The sequence below is a fragment of the Polyangiaceae bacterium genome (assembly GCA_016715885.1).
GTDB lineage: Bacteria > Myxococcota_A > Polyangia > Polyangiales > Polyangiaceae > Polyangium.
Genome location: JADJXL010000015.1, coordinates 39,521 through 64,378, shown reverse-complemented (window position 1 = coordinate 64,378; position 24,858 = coordinate 39,521). Strand labels below are relative to the sequence as shown.

The following is a 24,858-nucleotide window of genomic DNA, read 5'->3' as shown; positions in this document are numbered from 1 at the left end:
CGCTCACTCCTTGAGCACTTCGCAACGAAGCTGCTCGGTGATCACTTCGACGCCATTGTCCCCATCGCGCAGCGAAACCACCAAAAGAGCGCCATCGGGGAGGGGCAAAAGCCGAGCTTCCGATGCGAGGCTCTTGTCGTCGATCACCGAAAAACGCTTGCCCATGGCCGAAAACTTTTCATCCACGGGCACGATTTCCAATTTGCCTTGACCGCGTTTCCCTTCGATGAATGCAAGCCACCTTCGGCCCTTCGTATCACGAATGAAGGTCGGGTCGGTCTCCGAATGGTCGTGGTGATCGAGCTCTTCGTCGTGGCCATGCGAATGGTCGTGCCCTGCATCGCCCGTATGCGTGTCGATGGCGAGGAGTTTTTTCGGCAAAACAGGCGAAGCCTTTGGAACGCGCAATCCACGCAGCGCAAAATGCCCCTTTTCTTTCGTCACGGAAGTCACGAGCACCAAGTCGTCTCCGTCTTCCGTGATCGACGGAATGGTCGGAAAACCAGGGTAACTGGCGAGTCTCGACTTGAGGCGTTTGTTTTTGCCGAGAATGCCCACGCGCAGCGACGAGCTCCATCGCGTGGCCAAGAGCAGTGAACCGTCGTCGAGCTTGTGCGATACGGGAATCTCGAATGATGCGAGCGCCGGCGGATCACCTTTCAACACGATTTCGTGCAGGTGAATTTCATTGTCTTTGTGGCCGGTATCGACGACGAGCGTGCTCTTCCATTCGAGCGACTTGTCTTCTTTTTCATCGGCCTCGAGCTCCGAGCCGACGATCCATGCTCGACCGCTGCCATCCGAAAACGTGCGGCAATCGCGTAATTCGTGATAACCCTTTTCCTCTTCCTTTTCGTCGACGTTGCCCTTGCCGTCGTCTTCGTGATGCCCGCGATCGTAATCGTGCCCCTTCAGCAGCTTTTCTCGTTCTTCGCCGGTGGGTTTTTCCGGACGATCGAGCCACGGAACGCCGTCGAAATGTCCCCAGGCATCGCTGGTATCGGCAGGACCGCATGAGACGCGGCGGCGTTTGTCTTTGTATTCGTCACGATAATCGACGAATGCATACACTTTCTCGCCATCGACCTTGGAAGGCGTCACGCGCAGGACTTTCCGCACGCCTTCATCGCCTTTCGGCGCCTTTGCCAAATGCGATCCTTTGGCGACCGGGACTTTGACGAGACGTCCTTCTCCCGTGGATTCGATGACGAGCACGTGCGGATCGACGCCGAGCGCGAGCCCTACGCCATGCTTGCCCTCGCCGAGATCCACCGCGGACAAGCCGGTCAATTTGTTGGCTCCCGAGCCCCATACTTTCTTGTCGGTCACCGTGCACGCCGGCGCTCCCTCGGGAGGCTTGATCGATGCGGGTACGACGGCAGCCGATGCCGATGCCGACGGTGCCGCTGCCGCAGCGGGCGCTGCTGATGCGGGTGCTGGTTTGATGTCGCTTTGCGGCTGTTCGCGGTTGCATGCCGCAAGGAGCACGAGCGGAACGAGGAGGCTTTGGCGGAGGAGCATTTGCACGGGCGGATGGGAAAACGAAATCGGCGCCGTGTCAATGGGTAGGACGAGCGCAGCAAAGATTTTTCACTGCGCGATGGCAGGACCGCGCTGGCCGCCTGCAATACGCTCGGCGCGATGCACGAGGCTCACGAATTCTTGCTGGTCCGCTCGTGAATCCGCCGCCTGATCCGCAATGCGAGCAATGTCCTTCATGGCCCAATCGCGAGCATGCGGGCTCTGTCGCAACACTTCCGCAAATCCAGCCACCGCCACGGCAAATCTGAAGTTGCGCGGAGCTGCCTCGAACGATGCGGCAATCGACGACGTATTCATCGGGAATGCGCTCTCCGACGCCGTATCTCCAGCAAGCGCCGGCTTGTGGCGAAGACGCAACACGATCGGCGAGGCCGTGGTGTTTTTGAGCACGACATCGTAAATCGCGGTCACGCTGTGCCCATTGCCAATTTCACCCGCATCGACCTTGTCATTGCGAAAATCCTTGTCGGCGACGTCACGATTTTCGTATCCAATGAGCCGATATTGCTGCACGACCTTGGGGTCGAATTCCACCTGAATTTTGACGTCGCGCGCAATCACTTCGAGCATGCCCGAAAGTTGGTCTTGAAAAACCCGCTTGGCTTGCACTTCGCTGTCGATGTACGCGTAGTTGCCATCGCCCTTGTCCGCGAGCTGCTCCATCATGGTGTCTTTGTAGTTGCCCGTGCCAAACCCGACGGTCGAAAGCGTAATGCCCTTTTCTTTGTACCTTCCGATCATCGCCAAAATGGCTTGATGCGACGTCGCGCCCACATTGGCATCTCCATCCGAAAGCACGATGACGCGATTGACGTGTCCTTTGACTTGCGTGCGTTCCGCGAGCTTGTATGCCAATTCGATGCCGCTCGCCATGGCGGTCGAACCACCCGCGGCCAAATCGTCGATGGCGGCCAAAATCTTTGCTTTGTTTTCGATGCCCGTCGGCGCGAGCACTTCGCGCACGCTGCCCGCGTACGTGCAAAGCGCAACCGTATCGCCTTTTTGTAGCGAGCTCGTCAGCAGCTTCAGGCTTTGTTTTGCCAGACCAATCTTGTCGGGCGAATGCATCGAACCACTGGTGTCCACGAGGTACACGAGGTGCACGGGTTTCCGTTCGCTTGCCGCAATGGTTTTACCTTGAACACCGACGCGCACGATGTGATGGCCCTTGGTGAAGGGTGACGGAGCCGCGGCAAAGTGCACTGCAAACGGACCTTTCGACGGAGCCGGGTAGGCATAATCGAAATAATTGAGGAACTCTTCTGCGCGCACCGCGGAAAATGGCGGGAGCGATCCTTCCATGATCTTGCGACGCGAAATCGAATAGGAAGCCGTGTCGACATCGATTGCGAACGTCGACAAACGATCCTTCGCGGGGTCCACGACCGGATTGATGCCGTAATCGCGATAATCCTCGGTACCCTTGGGCTCGGGCGGCGCGACGGCAATGGGCGCAGGCGGCGGGGGCGGCGCAGTCATGACCGCGACCTTCGCTTCGGCCCTTTTTGCCGGCTGTTTCTGCGGCTGCGCGACGGAGGCCGTCGTCGCTCCAGGCATGGACGCTTGGCCGGTCGGCACAGGCATTTGCACGGGCGGAGGCGGAGACATGGGCGCCACTTGCCGAGCTTCCGGTTCGGGCGCGACCCCGCCGGATGCAGCCGAATCGGCCATCGGTGTGCCTGCGGGTGCATCATGAGGCGTCGAATATTCCGCATTGCCGGTGCGCGCATCTGCGGCGTATTGGTTGGGCGCTGTTGCGCTACAAGCGGAAAGCGTTTGGCAAAGAGCGGTGAACGAAACGATGGCGATGGCAGTACGTGAGCGCAACATGATGACGGTTCCCTCCGTGTTCGGGGGAGGAAACGAAGCGCTTGGCGAAACCTTACAGCCCGAGATCAAGTCTCGAGCTGTAAGGCTCGAGTCCGCGGTCAAGATGCCTTTTCGATCTTCGACATCTCGGCAGCGAAGCGGAGCAATCCCTCACCCCAGCCTCCGAGGATGTACGTCCGATCGTAGAATTCGGGCACCAGTGTGTCCTTGTAGCCCGCGATCTGCACCAAGAACACCTTGACCTTGGGGTTTACCCGCTTGCGGTACGCCGACACGAGCTTTGCCACGTCGATGTACTTTTCGTCGTGTCCCCAACCATACTCACGGTACTTGCGCGGGTTTGTCCCGTAAAGCCCACCGTGACCCGCTTGCATGTCCGACAGGATGAAAATCGAATCCCAATGCTCGTGCTTACGGATTGCGCGATCCAAAAAGGTCCAGACCCCGTTTTCCGTACCGAGACCGATTCCCTTGGCGATGTGCTCGGCGTGCTTCAATTGGTCGAAAATCGACGAATCTTTGCGCACCGGCATCGTTTCGAGCGAATCACCGAAGACACCAAGGTATCCCTCGTCCGCTCGCATTCCCGCCACGATTCCCGTCAAGTTTCCAATCGTGGAGACCTTCATCGTTCCCATCGACGACGTCGCCGTACCTTGCGCCGAACCGCTGTTGTCCGCGAGCACCATGACGCGACCCGAAAATCGCGGCAATTCACCCAAGGACTTCACGAGGCACTTTTCGATTGCATCGAGCACCACGGGCGGCGCCTTCTCTTCCACCGCCTTGTAGGCTGAATAGTATCGAAACGGGAGCTGCTTACCCGTTTCTGCACCATTCAAGAGGCGCGGAACGATTTCCTCGCCTCTGATACCCGCGTCGAGCATGTTGCGAATGTTGCGCAGCATCGCCATGTGTCCCATCACGTTCATCGCTTTTCGCCACGCCGTTCGATTCGAGCCGCGCGAGCTCAGAATCGATTCCCACGTGCGACCCGTCGTTTTTGCCTCACCTTTCGCGAGCTTGTCGACCGCAGTGCTCTTCGGGTGCACGAGGTTCACGACGTCCACGGTTTTTGCTCCGCGCCCTTCCAAACGATATTTGGCCAGTGCGTAATCATCGAAGGACTGGAGCACATCGCGCCAAGCCTTTTTCAAAGCATTCGGAATGGGTTTTCCATACCGAAACATTTGGTATGCCAAACCCACGGCCGGCTCGTCCGCACGGCGTACGATCGAACGAGCGTACTTTCGCACGAGGCCCGTACCTTTCACGTCCGCATGATTCGCCGCGCGCACCAAAATCACTTGCGGCGTCACGCGGATATGCTCTTCGTTGCGCAAACGTACGGCTTCCCGCAGCGTCGCTTCCGCATCGTGCGCGAGCGCTTCGTCGATCGTGCTTTCCAAAAGCGCGGCGGGCGTCAGGCTGCGCCACGCTTGCGGATCGACCGCGTCGAGCGTCTTGCGCAGGTAATCGCGCTGCGCGTCGGACAAATTCGCCGGATGCGGCGCCTTTGCCGGACGCGTATTCTTTTCGTCCGCCGGCTGATAATACATCGGCTCGCCGAAGAAACACGTCGATGCCGCAAGACGCAGGCGCGTGATGGGCGACTTCACGTCGTAGGAAACGCCGGCCATGTAATTCAAATGCGCTTCGGCCGGGGGCGCCTCGACCTTGGACACGCTCGAACGAACCTTGTCGATGAAACTGAAGAATGCCATGACGAACCTGCCGAGTTCCCCACGCGCGATGTTTGCGTGGCTCGAAATACGCCCGAGGAGCCCGGGAGAACCATTGGCGGCGGTTTTTTGTTTCAGAACGAAGTAACCGCCGCCCTCACTACCCGGGGCTCGGGGGAACGTTCCGCCATTCGGCGAATCGTTCGTGTCGAGGCTATTGCAGGCGTCGTGCCAAGGTAGGGATGAGCGGCGAAACCATCGCAATGCGGGGGGATTGGGCTTGGTTTTGACGTGCTGGCCGTGAGGAACTTATCCTGCTGGATAAGCGACTATCCAAACAGATAATTACTTCTTATCCCAGTCGTCGATGCCGCCCAGGTTCGTGACCTTGGTGTACCCGGCTGCCGCGAGCATCGACTTGGCGCGACCTGCGCGACCACCCGCTTGGCAATACACGACGATGGGTTTTGTTTTGTCGCCCGACGTGAGCTTTTCGATTTCCGTCATCTGTGCATTCAGCTTGTCGACGGGAATGTTCACGGCCTTGTCCAGGTGCCGCTCGGCATATTCGTCCACCGTGCGCACATCGAGCAGCACGGCGCCTTCGCCCACGAGCTTGTGCGCGAGCGCGGGGTCGCGATCGGGCAGGGCGGTTTGTTGATTGGTTTGCTCGGCCGGCGCGGAGGCCGCTTCACGTGAGCAACCGACGGCGAAGGCTACGAGGAGAATGATGATGACGGCGAAGACGAGCGAGCGATTCGTTTCCATGGCACCTCGGCAGCAACAAATGCCGCTCTCTTGTACCACTAAAACAGCCGGTTTCCATTCAAATCACATCCAGGCTCGCCCGGCAAACACGCTCCACCCTTCGTTTGAGGTTTGATCGTCGCGCCCGCCGCGCCCTTTGGCTTGCTCACTGGTGGCGCTGCTGCCTGCGGCGGCGCGGTTGGTGCTGCGGCCGCAGCCGCTTCCTTCGATTGCTGCAGCAAACTTTCCGCCTTCGCGATGCGTTTCTGATTCGCTGCAAACTGCGCCTCGAGACGCCGCGTTTCCTCGAATTGCGCATTGATGTCCGCCGCCTGCTGCACGAGCCGTGCTTCGTATTCCGGCTTGAGCTTGCCGAAATACAGACTTACGGCGCCCACGACCGCCATTGCGCCACACGCGACACCCATCTTTATCGCCCGCTCGAGCCTTTTCTTCTTTTCGTCCTCACGCAGAGAATCGAGCGCCAGCTCATGTTCTCGAGCCCGCTTTTGCATTTCGATCTGCGCTTGCTTTTCCGCCTCGATACGCGCCCGCTCGATGGCCGCGAGCCGTATTGCTTCGAGCCGCGCGGCTTCTTCTCGCGCTGCCGCTTCCTCCCGAGCCTTTTGCAGCGCCTCTTCCTGCGCCTTTCGCGCCGCTTGCTCCTCGGCCGCTCGCGCCGCTTCCGCCCGCGCACGCGCTTCCAATTCGGCCTTTCGCGCGGCTTCTTGCTCCTCTTCCTGCACGCGCGTCTCGTACAAATCCATGAGCTTGTTCAATGAAAACAAAACGGAAGTGTCGTGCGTGGCGGACATGGAAAAGCCCTCCTCCAAGCAAAAAGGGGTTGATCAACGGTCGTTCGGCACGGCGCAATCACCGCGGCCCTCGAACCCGCCAAAGCCTATGACGTCCGACAGCGTTAAAGATTTGAAGCTGCAGTGCAGAAATGTTCCAACGTTGGAACATTCGCGTGATGGTGTAACAATACTGAAGGTTACTTCACGTTTGGGTCGTACGGAGCTGCGTCTGCGGCATCGAGTGCTCCGTCGCCATCGAAGTCGGCGATGGGCGGAGCCGTGACATCGATTCGAGCGGCACCGGCGTAGGCTGTGGAGAAGAACGTTGCGAGTTGTGCGGAATGCTCGCGGATGGGCATTTCCACATTGAAAGGTTTCAGGATGGGCGGGAATCGAATTTGGGCAGACGATGTGCTGTTCGGTTCGTATTCGCGTTTGTCGTAGCGATTGTATCCGAGCGCATGGTCGGCGGGTGAATACTGCACGGCAGCGGCGGTACGTGCACCGCGATTGCCTTGCACGGGAGCCGCGACATTCGTCATGGCGGGGATGTCCACGAGGTTTGGCGTGGCCAGATCGAGACCCATGGCGCGTACGAGCGCAACGGTTGCAATGTTCGGTAACACTTCGTCGTGAAGGGCATACGTGACGAGCACGTCCGGCTTTTCGCGCCCATTGAGCGGATTCTCCAAGATGTGTGGTGCGTACGCAATGGGATCACCGCCCTCCGTAATGGATCCCAATAGATTGGCGATGGGGTGATATTCATCCAAGATTTCTTCGCCTTGAATGCCGAACGTTCCTTTTGCAATGGTGCCGACGAGTCCCGATACTTCGGCAGAATTCGTCGTGATGAGCTGCACGAAGCTTGCGCCGGGAACTTGCAATGCGCCTGCTTTGATTTCCGGTTCGAGCGCCAGGGCCATCGAGCCCATGATGCCTCCGAGCGATCCGCCGCTCCAATAGATGTGCGCTGCGTCGAGCTTCGGCGTTTGTCCTCCCGCGGCGCTCGCCAATGGCGACAAATCCAGCTTGCTGCTTTGGATGAGCCGCACGAGGCTCATATGGTCCAGAATGGTTTGTCGGAAATGGTCGCGCACGGTGACGAAGTCCGCGAAGTCCGCAAAGAATGGAATGGGAAACGGATATTCGTCCGGTATACCATCGGGTCCGGCGTAGGTCCCTTTGAAGTTGTTTTTCTTGTCGGGTATGTTTGCCCGCGAGCCGTGCAGCACGTCGTCGATGCCAATCATGGCAAAACCTGCACGCGCAAGCTCGTTGGCGAGCGACAGCATACTTCCGCGATTGTTCGAGAGGCCGTGGCCATTGATGATGATCGGATACCCCGCGGCAGGCATGGGTGACTTTGGAATGATGATGGTCACGGGAATTTTGGCGTTTGCATCGGCCAGCACAAATGCGCCGCCCGCATCTTTTTCGATGTGGCTTGTCGTTGCATCGAGAAACGACGGCGCAACGAAGGCGCCCGACGCAATGACGGCAATGGCATCGTGTGCAATACCGCCGGGATTGTCTCCACCGGGCCATTCGACGCCCTTGTCGTCCACTTCGGGTTTGCCTAGCCAATCACCGATCGACGGTGTCGAAGCGACACCGAACACGGCGGCCGTATACGGTGCTGCATTCGCCTCATTCAAAAAGATTTCGGGTTCGGGCTCGTCACGTAGTCGCGTTCGGAGCAGCGGCATCTCCTCGGCTTTGCGTGATGTCGTGAAGACCGTCAAGCTCGCAATGGCGTCGGCATTTCCGACGGCTTTCGCCGCAACGATTTCATCAATGGCATCGCCATATAACTTTTCCACGTCCGTCGTCCGGCTACTTGCTGCGAGGTTTGCAATGCGTGCGAGCTCGGGTGCGGGTCCCAGATGCCTGCCATCCATCGTGCGCACGGCATTCGTCACGACAATGGCGTGACGAGTGCCCATGGGCAATACGACGCCCGGCACGGGAATGACCGAAAGGCAACCGAGCGACGGCAAATACTTGGCGAGGGCTGCGTACCGTTTGCCTCGATGGGGCGAGCTTGGATCGACGTCGATGAGATAAATGCTCGAGGCCTCTTCGAATGCTTTTGCGTCGTCGCGAGGAAGCGACGTTTCATCGATGGGGTCTGGAAGGAAAAACAATCCGCCCGAGGCTCGTCCGAAACCATCCAGTGAAGACAAACCAGCTTGGATTGCGCTGCTCGTGGATGATACGCGCGACAGGTTTGGAACTTCGGACACGCGACCGTCCGCGTCCAGATACAGGTCGCTCGGCCAGGGAATATCGCCAAACGGCGTCGTGCCCGTTTTCGCGACGTCGAACGGTACGATGGCGACGTCATTGGCAACTGGCTCTGCGGAGCAACCGATGAGCATCGAAATGAGGAGCAGGGACTTGGATCTACGCATCGTCGATACCTCGCTTCCACGCGCGAGAGTGCTCGTGCCGGCGCGTAATTGCAACAGTGTGCGCACGCTCGTCGAAGACACGCGACGTTCGGGCGAAGTACAAAGTCGGTGGCCCACGCGCGCCTATCCGTGGTATACGCGCGGCATGGCACAAGTTCACGGTGGAAGGCTCGTCTCCAAAGCGCTTGCTCGACACGGAATCACGCATCTGTTCACGCTCTGCGGTGGGCACATTCAGGCCATTTACGACGGCTGCCTCGATGACGGCATCCGCGTGGTCGACGTGCGGCACGAGCAAACGGCTGGGCACGCAGCCGACGCGTACGCGCGCGTTACGGGCAAGCCTGGCGTGTGCGCAGTCACGGCAGGCCCGGGCGTAACCGATGTGGTGACGGCGGTGGCCAATGCACAGCGTGCAGGCGTGCCGATGATCGTCATCGGAGGCGCAGGTCCTCGCATTTTGCAGGACATGGGCTCACTGCAGGACATGAATCACGTCGAGCTGATGCGGTCCATTACGAAGTGGAGCGTTTCGGTGCCTTCGACGGATCGCATTGCCGAATACATCGACTCGGCGTTTCGTATTGCGCAAGCCAATGTGCCGGGTCCCGTTTTTCTCGAAATGCCGCTCGATCTGCTGATGAACTTTGGCGACGATGCGCCTCCGGCCACGGGGCCGTTTGCGGAAACGCCTCGCCCCGGTGGCGATCCGCGTTCGATTGCGCGCGCGGCCGAAATGCTGAAGCAAGCCGAGAGACCGATGTTCATCGTCGGCAGTCAGCTCCGCTGGTCGGCGCGGCGCGAGATTTTGCGCGAATTTGCCGATGCCATCGATGGGGCGTACTTTTTGAATGGTATGGCGCGTGGAGGTTTGCCGCATGCGCACCCGAATTTCTTTGCGCGCTCGCGCCGAGTTGCACTAGGACAAACCGATTTGTGTTTCGTCTTCGGTACGCCCTTCGATTTTCGTCTCGAATACGGGCGAGCCATCAACCCTGGAGCCAAAGTCGTCCAAATCGACCTCGATGGTTCCGAAATGGGACGAAACCGCAAAGTGGATGTTGCCATTCATGGCGACAGTGGACTCGTGCTCGAACAAATTTTGGCGGGGGTCAAAGAAAAGCGAGCGCCCGCATGGGTGAGCACGATGCGTGCTGCCGAAGAGAAGTCGCGCGCCAAAATGCAAAGTGAAATCACTGCGACCACGGACCCGCCGAATCCTCTGCGCGTTTGCGATGAAATCGGAAAACGCCTCGGGAAGAACGACATCGTCATCGGTGATGGAGGCGACTTCGTTGCGACGGCGGCGAACGTCATCAAACTCGAATGGCCACAAATGTGGATGGACCCCGGGCCGCTCGGAACGCTTGGCGTTGGTCCAGGTTATGCCATGGCCGCGAAGCTTGCGCGTCCGGATGCCCGCGTGGTCTTGATTTATGGGGATGGCTCGTTCGGCTTCAATGCGCTCGAATTCGAAGCCATGGTGCGCCAGGGCATTCCCGTCATTTCGATCATCGGCAACGATGCGGCGTGGATGCAAATTCGTCGCGGGCAGGTCGATTTGTACGGGACTGAGCGAGCTCCTGCGACATCGCTCGATTATACGCATTACGAAAAAGTCGTCGAAGCGGTTGGAGGTGTGGGGTATTGGGTCGAGCGCATCGAGGACCTCGGCCCGGCGCTCGATGCGGCGTTTGCCGCCGACAAACCTTCGTGTGTCAACGTGAAAATCGCGCGGAGCGATTTCCGCAAAGGCGCCATCAGCGTCTGACGCGTTTGTCGTGGAATTACGATTCTGCAATCCCGAGCTTGCGAGCCTCGATGATCTCGACACCGAGATTCTCGCATGCACCGTGTGGACCGACGTTCGTCCACTGCACGGTGTCGCGGGCCTATGCGATTGGCGCCTCGCAGGTGGCGTGTCCACGCTATTGCGGAGCGCCTTCGTCACGGGCAAACCCGGCGAGGTCGTCATGGTCCCGGGCAAACCGCGGCTCACATTCGACAAGCTGCTCTTTTTTGGCGCGGGAGCGAAGAGTGAATTCGGCGAAGAACCATTTCGTCGCATCGTGCATCACATGCTCGACGTCATGGAGGGCCTCGTCGCGCGCGTGGCGGTCGTCGAATTGCCGGGGCGCCCGGACGAGCTCATTGCGGCGGAACGCGCGGCCGACATCTTGCTGGCCAGCGCCGGTCGCAAGCGCGAGCACGACGTATGGACGCTCGTGGAAGGCCCTGATGGGCGCAAACGCATCACGCAACACATGATCGAAGAACGAAGGCGCGTGCGTCGGGTGATTTAGCTCATCAGGGAGCCCCGCACGCGAGCCATTCGGCGAGTTTCGTTCGTTCGTCGAGCGACGGATCCTCGGGTCCGGGTGGCATCGAATCGTTTTCGGCTGCGCTGCGAACGAAAATTCGTGCTTTGTGGCGAATCACCTGCGCCTGCGTATCGAAAATGAATTCTCCAGGTGCACCTTGGCGATCGTTTGCCTCGGAACCATGACACCATTGGCAATGAGCATTCATGAATCCGGCGCCGAAATTGTCGTACGTCAATGTCGTTCCGCCGGGAGGACAGGGGTAATCTTCGATTTCCGTGTAGAATGCACTGCAGGCAGTGATGCCGGCACACATGGCCAAGATTGTGAGATGCCAGTAATAACGCATGGTTTTGCTCAAAATAGACGAAAGTGTCCGTTTGCAACGGCGCCGATTTGCCCATACCACGAGGGACCGCTCGAATACGTCAGATATGCCCCGCGCAATTCGGGTCCGACGGTCAGCACCAATCTGTCTTTTTGATACACGGTGAAGTCGCAACCGACGCCGGCTTGGACACCGGCGCGATGCCGTATGCCTCCTCCGATGCCGAGCAGCGCGCCGAATGGCGCTTCGGCCACCGCGGCGAGCGATTCTTCGTGCTGGTGGACGGCCCCGACAAACACACGCGGCGCGACTTTTTTCGTCACCTGAAACGTGCCTGCAAGACCGAGCGACAAGAACGTCAGCATGCGTTGGTCGACGCGACCTCCGCCCACGCGTGCTTCTGCAAATGGCGTGATGACCCCAAAAAGCCGCAATCCGAGCGCCACCGAGCCATAACTCACGGGATCGCCCGACCAATTGGTCAGACCCGCCGAGCCGCCCAAGCCCACCAGCAGCTCGCCGCGAGGTTTTGCAGCGGGCGGCTCTTCTTTCGTTTCCGCAGCGTGAACGACGACTGGCGCGCTCAGCGATGTCACGACGACCAGCACCGTGAAGCGACGCGCGCTCGCTCTTGTTTTCGCAGCCATGACGTCCACCTTATCATGTCTTGCAGCTCGGCTCGATGTCCTGTGTCAAGTTCACTGCATGAGCGAGCTTCGTGGTGGATGACGATTGGTAAGGGCAGGACGAAGATTCGCAGTGTACGACACTTGTTACCGGAATTGCAGGAGCCAATCATGAAAACGATGCGCGGCGACGAATCTCGAATCCTCAAGGTGATTGCAATCGGATTTGCCGCGACGGTATGGAGCTGCGAGCTCGTTGCCAGTGTGGATCGCGACGAAATTTATGCAGGGGGCAGCGGTGGGTTCGATATGGGCGTCGGGGGTATGGGACTACAAGGCGGTGGGGGCGAGCAAGCTGGCGCGGGAGGGCAAGCGGGATTGGGTGGGCAGGGGGGATCCGCAGGCGAGGGAGGCGGCGCGCCGGAATGCCAGGTGCCGAGCGATTGCCCGCCGGTTGCGAGCGAATGCATCAGTGCTGCGTGCGTGAACGGGATATGCGAGACGGTCAACGTTGCGGTAGGCATGCCGGTCGCGGATCAAATATCGGCAGATTGTTTCATGCGAGTCTGTGATGGAAATGGCATGATCGCGTCGCAATACGATGATTCAGACGTTCAAGACGACGGCAAGGATTGCACGCAAGACCTCTGCGCCATGGGAGCTCCGCTGCATCCATTCGAGGCCCAAGGTATGCCGTGTTCGGAGCTCGGTGGTCATGTTTGCAATGACAGCGGTACCTGCGTCGAATGCAACGAGGGGGCCGACTGCATGAGCGGCGTTTGCCAGGACAATTCATGTTACGCAGCCGAATGCGGCAATGGCATCAAAGACGGCATCGAGACGGACGTCGATTGCGGAGGATCGTGCGGCCGCTGCTCCGACGGCAAAGCGTGCATGATCGACAGCGATTGCATGAGTTTCGTTTGCAATGGGCAGACGTGCGCCATACCGGCTTGCAACGATGGCACGAAGAATGGAACGGAAACGGACATCGATTGCGGTGGCACATGCGTGACCGATTGCGAGGACGGCCATGGCTGCCTCGTGGACGAGGATTGCATCAACAAGTCCTGTACCACGACGACGATGACGTGCGCGACATGCTTCGACAAATTGAAAAACGGTACGGAAACGGACGTCGATTGTGGCGGGTCTTGCGTTGACGATTGCGACAATGGCAAGGGCTGCGTCGTCGACGATGATTGCTCGAGCGCCATGTGTCATGCGGGCCAATGCTGGGCCGATGTAAACGAATGCGACGTGGATACGGCAATGGATCTGACAGCCTCTCCGGCGACCACCGTGGCATTCCAGCTCTTCTATTACGCACCCAAGTGCATCAAAGTCAAAAGCGGCACCATTGTAACCTTTTCGGGCGACTTTGCCGAAAGCCCTCTACAAGGTGGCGTAGTCGTGAGCGGCGTCCCCGTGGCTGCATCGACCGGCCCGTTTGTTCCTGTTACGAGCACAGGAACGTCCAAGGCCTTCACGATGCCTTCCCCAGGAACGTACCCATATTATTGTATCATTCACGGGACATTGGGGATGCGCGGCGCGGTATTCGTCGTGCCATGATCGAGCGTCCGCAGTCAAAGCATGACCGTTTCACCGCGCGCGGCCGATTTCTGCCATCGCCCGGAAAAACCTTTCGAGCCTGTGTTCGATGGCGCCGAACACCGTCCCCGCAGGGTAATGCCCATTGTCGTCGGACACGCCCGCGGTCGATCCCGTGAGCAGCTCGATGCCTTCTTCCACCGTGCTGATGACATACACGTGAAATTGTCCGCGACCGATGGCTTCGACGACGTCCGAACGGAGCATCAGTGCATGTTGATTGGCGGCTGGAATGAGCACGCCTTGGTCCCCGGTCAAACCTTTGGCGGCACACAAATCGTAAAATGCCTCGATTTTCTCATTGAGACCGCCGACGGGCAAGACGCTTCCTTGTTGATCCACGCTTCCGGTCACGGCCAAATCCTGCCGCAAGGCATACCCGCTGAGCGCCGACAGGAGCGCAAAAAGCTCGCTCGTCGAAGCGCTGTCTCCATCGACCGGTTCGTACGTCTGTTCGAATACGAGCGACGCGCCGAACGAAAGCGGGCGAACTTGCGCAAAACGTAGCGATAGAAAACCCGAGAGCACGAGCACGCCTTTGGAATGAAGTGGCCCGCTCATTTCCACTTCGCGCGCAATGTTCACCGGTCCTTCGGTGCCCGGATACACGACCGCCGTCACGCGGCACGGCCTGCCAAACGTGACCGGCCCGTCGCTCAATACGCTGATTGCATTGACTTGCCCCGTTCGTTTGCCCGTGACCTCGATGCGAATCGTGCCGTCCGCCAGAAGCTCGTGCACTTGATCGCGAAAATGGTCACTTCGGCGCTGCGCCGCTCCGAGCGCTGCAAGAATCTCCGCGCCATCGACGACGGTCCGTTTTTTCCGCTGCGCGCGATAACTCGCTTCCGTCGCGACTTCGGCCAAAAGCCCCAATTGAGCCGTCACTTTGCGCTGACTTTCGGCAAGACGCCCGCCATAAAAGAGCAGCTCGGTCACCGCGTCTGTCGTCAGCGGCAAGAGACGCCGGTCGCGCACGACATCGGCCAAAAACGACGGATACGTCGCGATCGCCGCGCCCATGGGCATCGTGCTATCGAAACGAGCTTGCACTTTGAAGAGTTGCGAAAATTCAGGATCGGCCTCGTGCAGCTCTTGGTACAAATCGGCGCTCGAAATGAGCACGACTTTCAAATCGAGCGGCATCGGCGGAAACATCAACTCTTCGGTCGTTCCGCGATAATACGTGGGGTTGTGTTCCGGAACGATGAACTTTGCGGAGAGCAAACAAGCCTTGAGCTGTTCGTAAAGCGCTTCGTTCTTGAGCAGGGCATTGGCGGGCAATATCAAAAATCCGCCATTGGCCAAATGAAGCGCTCCGGCCACGGCAAATCCAGGCTCGGGCGGCGTTCCCGAATCCGGTGGAGCATGACTGCGACCGAACAACGTGGGCAATGTCGGATATGGCACTTCGACGACCGGCGCGCCTGAACCCGGCTTGTGCTCGGTGAGCAGCGTCGGAACGATGACGCCGCGCACGAGCGCCGGCGTTTCGTCGCCTCCCGGTTCGTCCACGAGAATGCGGGTTTGTCGCGTCACGAGCGATTCGACTTCGCTCAAGAACGCGATGAGCTCCGGTTGCGCTTCGAATTGCGCACGCACGGGGACGAAACAAGCTTTGGTTGCGTCCGCCAAAAATTGTTTCGTTGCGGCTCGAAGCTCCGCATCTCCCTCGTCTTGCACGGACGCCAAGCGCTCCTCGAATGCATCGATTGCCGCCGTTACGGACCGCAGCGCATCGCTCGAGGGACTTTCCGAGGCATTTTCCGTTTCGAGCGGAGCGACTTGAAATTCGCGTCCTGTCCGGTTGACATCGAGTCCCAGCGATTTCGCTTGTGTTTTCAATTCTTCTTCGAGCCGTGCTTCCTCGGCTTCGACACGTCTTTGCACGCGCGCACGTGTTTGCTTCCACCGCTCGCCTTCGGTCGCTCCGCGGATGCCTTCGAGCAGTTTGACGTAGAGATCTTCGAGCGCGTCGCGAAACGGCCGACCTTCACCCGCAGGCAGCGTGAGCACCGTGGGTTCGTTGGGCCGACCGGGGTTTGGCAAAAGCAGAATGTCGTCCGGCGTCGGCAAGGTGGATGCAATTCGCCGAGCGACCTGGCGGGCGCAGAAGGTTCGTCCCGAACCGGAAGGACCTACGACGACCACGTGGAAGCGCGAGTGTCGAATATCCAAACCAAAGTGAAGCGCCGCGAGCGCTCGCTCCTGGGCCGCGATGCCCGACACGGGCTCGACGTCGTCCGTCGTTTTGAACAGGAATTCGGTGGGCGATAGGCGCTTGTGACATTCGGTGCTGTCGAGTTTTCGAGCGGGCATGTGTCCGAAGGATACCACCCACGCCCGCTTGCCGCCCGGATCTCAACCCTCATTGGCACGCAAAATGAGCACCGAGCAGTTCGCTCGCCGGAGCACCGTTTGAAATACGCCTCCGTGTCGGGCGCTCGCATGCCCATGCCATACGAGCACAGCCAAATCCGACGAGAACATTTCGGCATAACGGAGAATTTCTTCGCCCGGGTCACCCGCGCCCAAAAAAAAGCGGATGGGTACATCGGACGGACAATGTCCGAGCGCCTTCATGAATCGCTCGACGAATTCTTCAGAAAATGCTGGCCATTCGTGATGTGGTTGATCGACGTATTGCGGTAGCGTCATCGCTCCGGGTTCCGTTTCCGGCGGAAAGCGTTGCGCCTCGCCCACGAGCAGGATGTCGAGCGACGCCCCTGAAGCTCGTGCCAGGTCGCCTGCAGGTTCGAGAGCGATTGCCGTGGTCGGCGTTCCATCGTGCGGGACGAGGATTCGCTGAATTTTTGCTGCGTTGCCCGGACGAACCACGAGCACCGGCGCACTCGACTCTTCGATCACCCGTGCCGCAAATGTACCGACGCCGAGTTTGTCCCCGGCACTGGGATCCGCACCCACGACCAAAAATGCCGTCGGGTGCATCTTCGAAATCTCTGCGAGCCGTGCGGCCGGATCTCCCTCCTCGACGTCGAGCACGATGCCTTCGAGGGCATAACTGGGCAGGTGCAGGATCTGGGGCACGTCGTTCGGCTCGGTTGGTGATTTGGAAATGAACACGCCGTGCAAGGGTTGCTGCATCGTGGACGAGACGAGGCGCCCCATCGCAATCGATTCGCTCGGGGCCGCACTTCCGTGGAGCGCCACGAGTACGCGTGGACGCATCGGTCTCCGTTCGCTTTGCGGAAAACGTTTGTGCTCCAAATGAATGGCCGCGGCTTGGGCCCGTGTCATTGCGATGTCTCCTCCCACGCGGAAAAGCCGTCCTTGGCGTGTTTGGTCACGTACGAGCGGCCTGGCTCTGCACGCACGCGCTGGTGCGTTCCTGATGATCCTGGCACCGCGACTTCGATCGGCGCAGGCCCATCCTCGACGCTCATTTCGATGGCCTGATGAGAAATGTGCAGCTCGAGCATCGTGCCTCGGATCGTGAAGGGCAGCGACACGCGACGCATCGTTGGCAAGAGGTTCGGTTCGACAAACAATACTTCCGGATCGTTTGCATCTTGCCGAAGCCCGGCGACTCCGAAGACGACGGCTTGCCACAAGCTTCCCATCCCAGCCGCGTGCACTCCTCCCGCGGCGTTGCCCATGTTGTTGCCGAGGTCGATGTCGGCGGTTTGCTCGAGATACCGTTCGGCTAGATCAACCAGACCGAGACGTGCGGCCACGAGCGCGTGGATGCCCGGCGATAGCGAGCTTCCATGAGCGGTGCGAGGTTCGTAGTAGAGGAAGCTCTTACGACGAACGCGCGGTTCGATCTCGTCCCAAAGCAGTGCGATGAGCTGCACCACGTCGGCTTGCTTGACCACTTGGGATGCCTGCGTGCGTTGGCGCCCGAGCAAGACGTCCATGGGCGCGGTGCGCGGCGTGTACTCCTGCAAGTCCACGTATTCCAGCTCAAAAAACCCGCGGTGCTGTTCGATGACGTGCGTGTGTTCGTCGAGCCCGAGGTACATGCGCGATGCGATGTGTTCCCATCGAGCGATCTCTTGGGGATCGATGCCAAGCGTCGATGCGACGTCTTTGCCTTCGCCTCGGGCCACCATGGCCGCGACACGTAGGTTTTTCCGGGCCATCCAATTGGTGAACGCGTTGTCGTCGATGCTCTCGTGGTACTCGTCCGGGCCGATGACGCGATCGATGTGAAAGTGCCCGTCGTTTTTCGCCTGGACGCGACTCGCCCAAAAACGCGCTGTTTCAAGCAGAATCTCGGCGCCTTCGGTACGGAGAAATTCGATGTCGTTCGTCGCGCGTACGTACGACCAAACGGCGTAGGCGACATCGGCGCTGATGTGCTGCTCCTCGACGCCCGACAAGATCGGAATGATTTCGCCATACGGCGTGAGCACCATCTCGGGCGTCGTTTCGTCGCCCGTATCTGCCGATTCCCATGCGTAGAGCGCACCTCGATAATCGAGGCGTTGTGCTTTTCGACGAGCGCCATCCAGCGTTCGATGTCGGTATTGCAACAGCGTTCGCGCCGCTTCCGGCCATGTGTGCACGTAAAGCGGCTGCATGAAGATCTCGGTGTCCCAAAAGACGTGACCTCGATACGCCTCGCCCGACAAGGCGCGCGCACCAACTGACGTGCGCGGATCGGTTGGGTGCACGGAGCTCAAGAGGTGGTAGGAGGCAAATCGCAGCGCGCGCTCAATCTTTGGAGCTCCATCGATCTCGACGTTTGCGCGTTTCCACCGGTACATCCACGCAGCTTCATGCTTGGAGAGAACCTCGGGGCACGACGTATGAGCGAGCTTGTCCGTGAGCGCTTCGGCGCGCGCCACCGGATCGCCTTCATCACGCGAAGTGTAGAGTGCGACGACGCGGTGAAGCGCGGTGGGCTCACCCAGACGCACGTGCAATTCGCAACGCTCCGTCGCCCACGTCGCGCTCATTTCGCGTTTGCAATTCAGCTCCATGATGCCCGGGTCGAAGGACGTCGTGTGGGATGCGAGCGCCAAACGCAAACCACCATGGGTCGTGCCGATGAGCATGGGTCCGTGGCGATGGCTCCGCGGCTCGAAGTGATTCCAATGCGCCCCTCCGCTCTCGCTTTTCACATCGCCCGAAAGGATGGCGTCGATGGTCACGGTGCCCGAGTAGTTTTTCGGAATGATTTCTATGGCTTCGATCAGCAAGTGGCGGTTGGCCATCGATGCGACGTGAAGCGTTCGGATTTCGGTCGTGTGTCCTCCAGTGCCGGTTACGAGGCCTTCGCGCAAGAGCACGCCGCGGCGCATGTCGAGCGCGCGGTGGTGCTCGCGCACCGTCGTGCTCGACGCCATGAACGGCTCACCTTCGATGGTGAAGCGCAAGCGGCCCCAATCCGGCGCAATCACGAGCTCGGGTACGGGATACACGTCCGACGATCGTTCGAACGCACCGGCAAGAAAAGTGGCCGGGCGCGAAACGTCGCTGCCCTCGGCAATGGAGCCACGCACGCCGACGTAGCCATTGGCGATGGCAAGCAGAGATTCGATTTCGTGTTCGCGCGTCATGTCGAAACCGCTCTCGAGGATCACCCACGCCGCATCGCGTGGTGGCGCGAAGGATCCGAGTCGCTCGTCGAGGGCCGTCTGGCGGCGAAGAATTCGTTCGATCCGCGCGAGCTCGCATTTTTGCGAAGTCACGGCGCCGTGACATTGCGGCAACAGATCGAGCTCGTCGTCGTCGTCCGAATTGTTTGTCGAACCGAACGAATGTTCGAGCAGCAGCATGTCCTTGGGCGGAATGCCCAATGGATGAATTTCCCGATCCAGGATGTGCTTCAGTGCAGTCGATCGGTTTGGAAATTCGTGCATGGACAGTGCGACGGCGGTGCCTCGATGATCGAAACCCAGAACGACGGCACCGTCGTCCGCGACGATGAACAACTTTCGGCGATGTTGCGGTTTTACGGTTTCAATGAGGAACGACAAACGATCGGTGTTGTTTTTCGTGACGACCGCCAGGCGCGTCCCCAGCCCGACGAGTTTGTCGAAGAGCTCGGCGACTGCGACGAGCTCGGCCGGTTCATCGCGGTTTGTCGGGACGTTCCAGTTCCATACGATGAACCGGAACAATCGATCGAATTGGGCGAGTGACTGGTGAGGATCGGGCGAGCGAGTCATTTCCGCGCGCTGGGTCGCGGGAGAATCGAGCATGGGTGCATCGAGGGCGAAAAGCGTGCCGAGAGCGGGGCATGTGCGGCGACGGATCGCCGCCGAGCTCATCAGGGGACGCCTCGCATTCACTGACGGATGCGGTAGTCTCAGGCCCGTGACAGCTCGACAACGCGTGCTTCTTCATCTCTCCGATCTCACGGACGAAGACGTCGATGCGCTACTACCGATTGTGGAGCATCTTCGAGCGAAGCGGCTCGTCCCAACGCATGCGAATCACGTTCCGGAACCGAAGCAAGCATCTGCCCCAACGGAGCGCCGGCATCCTGAACGATTTGGACCGCTTGCCGGTTCGGTCAAGTTCGTGGGTGACGTCGAATCTCCCGTCGAACCGACAGAGGATTGGACCTACGACGAGGAGAACATCAAGCCGTGATTGTGCTGGATACGCACGTTTGGTTTTGGCTCGTCGCGTCTCCAGATCGGCTTTCGGACGCGAGCGTGACCGCGATTGACAGCGCAGATGAGCTCTTTCTTTCGCCCATTAGCTGCTGGGAGATCGCCATGCTCGTGCACAAAGGGCGCCTCGAAATCAATCAGCCAACGGAACAATGGCTCGAGTCCGCCATGCAAAGCACGGGCATGGCGCTCTTGCCGATCGGACCAACGATTGCCGCTTTGGCAGCGCGGCTTCCCCTGCATGGTGATCCTGCCGATCGGCTCATTGTCGCTACCGCGATCACGTTCGGCGCACAACTCGTGACGAAGGATCATTCGATACGCTCGTCGGGCCTTGTTACGACCGTTTGGTGAGAGCCGAACAAGATCCGACTCGCCGCCGAGGTCATCAGGGGACGCTCGACAACTCTTGCAGCAATCGTTCGAGGTCAAACGGTTTGCGGATCACCGCGCGTACGTTGCGTTTCGGCACCTGCACGCGAGATTCGTTCATCGCCGTAAAAAGCATCACCGGTACGTCAATCCCCTCACGCTCGAGCTCGACAAGAAAGTCCCGGCCATTCATTCCCGGCATCAAATAATCGAGCAGAACCACATCCGGCTTGATGCCTGCATGCAGCCGTTCGAGCGCTCCCGTCACATCCGTGTGCGCTTCGACTGCATAACCTTCTTCGCGGAGTAGATCCGACAATGCTTCGACGAGCGCAACGTCGTCATCGACGATGAACACCAATCGGCCAGACGCATTCGAGTTGGCGTGAACATTGGCGTGCGGTGTCGAGATCATCGCGAGCACATCGAGCCGATCGCATCAATCGTCGAGTGCAGGGGGATGCTTCTTTTGCCGACAGGCCATTTCGCCATTGTCGGTACGCCCCGGACGTAATAAATTATGCATATAATCTGTATAATTTGAATAAAATTGAAATTTGAGAGAGCCCTAAGGAATCTCCTGACATTCAGATGGGCGTGCGCCCGACCACGGCCGACTTGACTCGGTGGAGCCTCTGAGGCCCAATCGTCGGCAAGGGTGGCTTTGGTCAATGTCAGATACAAACACGATACGCGTTTACCTCATCGACGATCACCCGGTTTTACGCGAAAGCCTCGCTCGAGCGCTCGACGCGGAACCAGGGATGGCAGTAGCCGGCCAAGCAGGTACGGCAACGGAAGCGTTGCGTGAAATTCCCGCAGTCAAACCAGACGTCGTGCTTGTCGATCTGAACATTCCGGATCGAGATGGCATGGAACTGCTCGTGGCGCTTCGAACGCAAAATCCGACGACAAAACTGCTCGTGCTGAGCGGTTATGACGACGAGTATCGAGTGGCGGAGGCGCTTCGAGCTGGAGCGCAGGGCTACTTGGTCAAGACCGCGGAGGTGGCCGAAGTCATCGATGGCATTCGGCGTATTTCACGCGGTGAAGCGCCGCTCAGCCAACGCATTGCAGGCGCGGTCGTTCGCGCGATGCGCAAGCCAGCGCCCGAAGGTGCAGGCGGGCTCGACGCGCTCACGCCGCGCGAACGACAAGTCTTGCGGCTGCTCGCAACGGGCAGCTCGACGCGCGAGACGGCTGCACGGCTCACGATCAGCCCGAAGACGGTCGAAACGCATCGGGTGCGCATTTACCAAAAGCTCGGCTGCAAAAGCGCGGTCGAATTGACGCGCATCGCCGTGCGAACGGGCCTCATCGAAGCTTGAGCTTTCTTGCGGCACAACCCGACATTTTTATTTCCACGCTATATCTACGAACAGGTTTGTCATGGCGCAACGATTGCCTGCGCGAGCAGGCACGCGCCGGCGATTAGTATTGCCCGAAGAAGCCAGTCGGACGCAGCTCGTGGGGTTCGCTTTGCCAAACTGTACCCACCAAAGACGCTCGCGCCACCGAGGTACGCAGCAATGAGCGCTCGCCAAAAAAACCGGCTGCGATCGGTCCAGATGACAATCGCGGGATTGGGTTCCGGAAAGAGCAAGACGTCCACCACTCGCACGACCGCATACGCGATCGCCGTCATTGCAAGCCCAAACGGGAACGCGAAAAGCAGGCGAGTTGCAGCGTTGTGAAGATGCAATCTGTGCCGCGGATTCACACTCGCAGGATCACTGTGCCGTGGATTCACAGTCCCAAGCTCTCCAAGTAAGCCGCATCCGCGTACTTCAGCGAAAGAAACGCGACGGCGAGCACTGCGACGCCGCACGTGATCGCTCGACCCATGCGCACGGCAGCTCGTTCGTCGACAAACCCGAGACGCCATCCGCGCGCAGCAGCATCGACCGCAAGGATGCCGAAGCCCAGCCACAAAAAGGGACGCACGTCGCCTTCACCATGCAGTCGAACGAGCAAGGAAGCGACGCCTCCGATGTACAGGGCAAACGCAACGGACTGCGTGCGCACGACGTTGCGAAGGACCTCGTCAGGATCGCGACGATGGACGAAGAGCGCACGGAGCACGGAAGCGACGCCGATCAGCAAGACGCAAGCGAGGAGGGCGATCGCGATGCGACCGATCCATACGCGACGCACGAGCCGTTCGATCTCGGCGCGAAGATTCGGCGCAAGATCCGGGTAGCGCGAAACGACGCGCTGGGCAGCATCGAGGTCGTCACGTTCGCGTTCGAGCGCGACGAGCTCGCTCAAGGCAAGCGCGCGCGTGAGGCGATCGGCCGACGCGTCGGACAGCGCTGCATCGAGCGCTCGGGCCGCGAGGTCTGGCGCGCCAAACCGATGCCAGAACGCTTCGGCGGCGACGAGTTGCGCTTCGGAACGCACGCGACCTGCCGGGAAATGTTCTGCGTCGCGTGCAAGCGCTTCGATCTCGTCACGTGATGCCGCAGGATTTCGTCGCACGGCTTCGAGACGCGTGAGAGGTGCGAAGTCGCCTTCGGCATGTGCGCGCAGGTCGGCCGCGCGCGTGCGAGCGACACGCACGAACGGCGCGCTCGGATCGAGCTCGATGGCCTTGTCGTAGGCGGCCAGGGCTTCACCGAAGCGAAGACCGGCCGCGGCTCGTTCGGCGAGCTCGTACGAAGCGCGGGCGCGTGTCTTGGGATCGTTTTGCGAAATGGTTTGAGCTGCAACGGGTGTGGCCAAGACGAACGCTGCGACCATGGACCACGACGCGATCCAGTGGAGCACGTGGCGCGGAGCTTTCGGGGAAGGGGACACGCGGCGAGCACGCTAGCGCGGATCGTGCGGTGGGAAAAACGCATCGGCCCCCGGGCACATGCACCGGAGGCCGATGATCGAATGATCGAGCAACGATCGATTAGACGCCGCCCATGCCAGCCATGCCGCCGCCGGCACCACCAGCGCCGCCCATGCCGCCGCCGGCACCACCAGCACCGCCCATGCCGCCGCCCGCGCCGCCGGCACCGCCCATGCCGCCAGCGCCACCGGCGCCGCCCATACCACCAGCGCCACCCATGCCGCCGGCTCCGCCAGCGCCGCCCATGCCGCCGGCTCCGCCTGATCCCATGGCTTGTCCGAGGCACTGCCCGACGCCACCGGGATACATGCCCGACTTGTCGCACGTTGCACCCATGCCGCAGTCCTCGTCAGCGCAGCAGTACCGTCCGCACTTGCCGCCGTTGCAAGTCAAGCCTGCCTGGCAGAACGGACCAGCAGAACCGTCGCACTCACCGCAGATCGGAACATCGTTCGGCGCAGGCCAGCACTGATAGCCTTCTCCGTTGATGTCACACGCTTCGCCGGCGGCCGTGTTGCATGGTTCATTGGTGACGGGGTTGCATTGGATGGCCCCGCCGACCGTTACGCACGCGCCGTTGCCTGCGGGCGCCAGCGTGGGCGGGTTGCACGTCCAGTCCGGCGGCGGGGGGAAGCACTCGGCCATGCACGAATTTTGCGCACAGGCGAACGCAGCCTGGACAAACGGCTCGTTGTCCGCTGTGCAAGCCGTGTTGTCCCCACCGAGGCACTCGAGGCATCCTGTCGCGGGACACGTGAAATCGTCGGGGTTGCACGCGTTCATCTCGTTCACGCACTTCGTGTCGAGGCATGCGCCGCATTCGCCACCGATCTGACCCGTGCCCGTGCCGATGGTGCAATCGGGCGGTGGCTTGCCTGAACTGGAGCTCGAACTGGAGCTCGAACTGGAGCTCGAGCTCGACGCATCACCGCCCGCGCTTCCACCCGTGCCGGGGTTGTTGGTTTCCACCACACACCCTGTCCACAAGGCCGTGATGCCAATGCCCGCAGCCACGATCCACTGAGCTCCTCGCATAAATTCTCCTCTCACCGACATAAGGAAGTCGTCGGGTTGACAGACAAACTCGAGGGCACCGTGGTCGGCTCGGCCGGATCGGACACCCTTCACTTTGGCGTATACCCGAATCGCCGAGAAAACGCGA

21 protein-coding genes are annotated in these 24,858 nt (G+C 60.0%); 6 read left to right on the top strand and 15 right to left on the bottom strand.

Annotated features, from left to right (window positions below; translation table 11 throughout):
* Window positions 1-3: 3 nt before the first annotated feature.
* The 6 genes from IPM54_13725 to IPM54_13700 form a co-directional block, all read right to left on the bottom strand.
* Window positions 4-1,527 carry a hypothetical protein gene (locus IPM54_13725; GenBank protein MBK9260865.1) on the bottom strand — a complete coding sequence of 508 codons (1,524 nt, stop codon included), beginning with the start codon at window positions 1,525-1,527 and terminating at the stop codon, window positions 4-6.
* A 63-nt stretch (window positions 1,528-1,590) separates the two neighbouring features.
* Window positions 1,591-3,150 (bottom strand): von Willebrand factor type A domain-containing protein, encoded by a 1,560-nt coding sequence (locus IPM54_13720; protein MBK9260864.1) that lies wholly within the window; start codon window positions 3,148-3,150, stop codon window positions 1,591-1,593.
* A 320-nt stretch (window positions 3,151-3,470) separates the two neighbouring features.
* A complete protein-coding gene (locus IPM54_13715; protein MBK9260863.1) occupies window positions 3,471-5,096 on the bottom strand; it encodes a TROVE domain-containing protein in 1,626 nt (541 codons plus the stop codon).
* Between the two features lie 303 nt (window positions 5,097-5,399).
* Complete coding sequence (locus IPM54_13710; protein ID MBK9260862.1) at window positions 5,400-5,822, bottom strand: rhodanese-like domain-containing protein; 423 nt, start codon at window positions 5,820-5,822, stop codon at window positions 5,400-5,402.
* A gap of 38 nt (window positions 5,823-5,860) precedes the next feature.
* Entirely contained in the window at window positions 5,861-6,616 is a 756-nt protein-coding gene (locus IPM54_13705) for a hypothetical protein (GenBank protein MBK9260861.1), read from the bottom strand.
* Between the two features lie 179 nt (window positions 6,617-6,795).
* Complete coding sequence (locus IPM54_13700; protein MBK9260860.1) at window positions 6,796-9,012, bottom strand: hypothetical protein; 2,217 nt, start codon at window positions 9,010-9,012, stop codon at window positions 6,796-6,798.
* Between the two features lie 145 nt (window positions 9,013-9,157).
* On the opposite strand from IPM54_13700, the gene IPM54_13695 reads away from it, so the two are divergent.
* Both IPM54_13695 and IPM54_13690 read left to right on the top strand, forming a co-directional pair.
* Complete coding sequence (locus IPM54_13695) at window positions 9,158-10,783, top strand: acetolactate synthase (protein ID MBK9260859.1); 1,626 nt, start codon at window positions 9,158-9,160, stop codon at window positions 10,781-10,783.
* Window positions 10,784-10,793: 10 nt separating this feature from the next.
* Window positions 10,794-11,315, top strand: coding sequence for a leucyl aminopeptidase (locus IPM54_13690; protein ID MBK9260858.1), 522 nt, complete (start codon window positions 10,794-10,796; stop codon window positions 11,313-11,315).
* 4 nt (window positions 11,316-11,319) lie between these two features.
* Here IPM54_13690 and IPM54_13685 read toward each other — a convergent pair whose 3' ends face one another.
* Window positions 11,320-11,682, bottom strand: coding sequence for a hypothetical protein (locus tag IPM54_13685; protein ID MBK9260857.1), 363 nt, complete (start codon window positions 11,680-11,682; stop codon window positions 11,320-11,322).
* Window positions 11,683-11,690: 8 nt separating this feature from the next.
* Window positions 11,691-12,308, bottom strand: a complete 618-nt coding sequence (locus IPM54_13680; GenBank protein MBK9260856.1) for a hypothetical protein — start codon at window positions 12,306-12,308, stop codon at window positions 11,691-11,693.
* A gap of 150 nt (window positions 12,309-12,458) precedes the next feature.
* On the opposite strand from IPM54_13680, the gene IPM54_13675 reads away from it, so the two are divergent.
* Window positions 12,459-13,862, top strand: a complete 1,404-nt coding sequence (locus tag IPM54_13675) for a hypothetical protein (protein MBK9260855.1) — start codon at window positions 12,459-12,461, stop codon at window positions 13,860-13,862.
* Between the two features lie 30 nt (window positions 13,863-13,892).
* Here IPM54_13675 and IPM54_13670 read toward each other — a convergent pair whose 3' ends face one another.
* From IPM54_13670 to IPM54_13660, 3 genes are read right to left on the bottom strand one after another with little or no spacing between them, the layout of a single operon-like run.
* Complete coding sequence (locus tag IPM54_13670; GenBank protein MBK9260854.1) at window positions 13,893-16,220, bottom strand: AAA family ATPase; 2,328 nt, start codon at window positions 16,218-16,220, stop codon at window positions 13,893-13,895.
* 42 nt (window positions 16,221-16,262) lie between these two features.
* Window positions 16,263-17,159, bottom strand: a complete 897-nt coding sequence (locus IPM54_13665; protein MBK9260853.1) for a universal stress protein — start codon at window positions 17,157-17,159, stop codon at window positions 16,263-16,265.
* Entirely contained in the window at window positions 17,156-20,140 is a 2,985-nt protein-coding gene (locus IPM54_13660) for a glycoside hydrolase family 65 protein (GenBank protein MBK9260852.1), read from the bottom strand. Before IPM54_13660 ends, IPM54_13665 begins: the two co-directional genes overlap by 4 nt.
* Window positions 20,141-20,186: 46 nt before the next feature.
* On the opposite strand from IPM54_13660, the gene IPM54_13655 reads away from it, so the two are divergent.
* Complete coding sequence (locus IPM54_13655; GenBank protein ID MBK9260851.1) at window positions 20,187-20,465, top strand: hypothetical protein; 279 nt, start codon at window positions 20,187-20,189, stop codon at window positions 20,463-20,465.
* Window positions 20,462-20,842: a type II toxin-antitoxin system VapC family toxin gene (locus IPM54_13650; protein MBK9260850.1), complete on the top strand. Its 381-nt coding sequence runs from the start codon at window positions 20,462-20,464 to the stop codon at window positions 20,840-20,842. Before IPM54_13655 ends, IPM54_13650 begins: the two co-directional genes overlap by 4 nt.
* 34 nt (window positions 20,843-20,876) lie before the next feature.
* Here IPM54_13650 and IPM54_13645 read toward each other — a convergent pair whose 3' ends face one another.
* A complete protein-coding gene (locus IPM54_13645; GenBank protein MBK9260849.1) occupies window positions 20,877-21,275 on the bottom strand; it encodes a response regulator in 399 nt (132 codons plus the stop codon).
* A gap of 256 nt (window positions 21,276-21,531) precedes the next feature.
* Between IPM54_13645 and IPM54_13640 the strand changes: the two genes are divergently transcribed.
* Complete coding sequence (locus IPM54_13640) at window positions 21,532-22,188, top strand: response regulator transcription factor (protein ID MBK9260848.1); 657 nt, start codon at window positions 21,532-21,534, stop codon at window positions 22,186-22,188.
* Between the two features lie 59 nt (window positions 22,189-22,247).
* Here IPM54_13640 and IPM54_13635 read toward each other — a convergent pair whose 3' ends face one another.
* From IPM54_13635 to IPM54_13625, 3 genes are all read right to left on the bottom strand, one after another.
* A complete protein-coding gene (locus IPM54_13635; protein ID MBK9260847.1) occupies window positions 22,248-22,505 on the bottom strand; it encodes a hypothetical protein in 258 nt (85 codons plus the stop codon).
* 101 nt (window positions 22,506-22,606) lie between these two features.
* Entirely contained in the window at window positions 22,607-23,656 is a 1,050-nt protein-coding gene (locus IPM54_13630) for a hypothetical protein (protein ID MBK9260846.1), read from the bottom strand.
* Between the two features lie 100 nt (window positions 23,657-23,756).
* Window positions 23,757-24,731, bottom strand: coding sequence for a hypothetical protein (locus IPM54_13625; GenBank protein MBK9260845.1), 975 nt, complete (start codon window positions 24,729-24,731; stop codon window positions 23,757-23,759).
* Window positions 24,732-24,858: the final 127 nt, after the last annotated feature.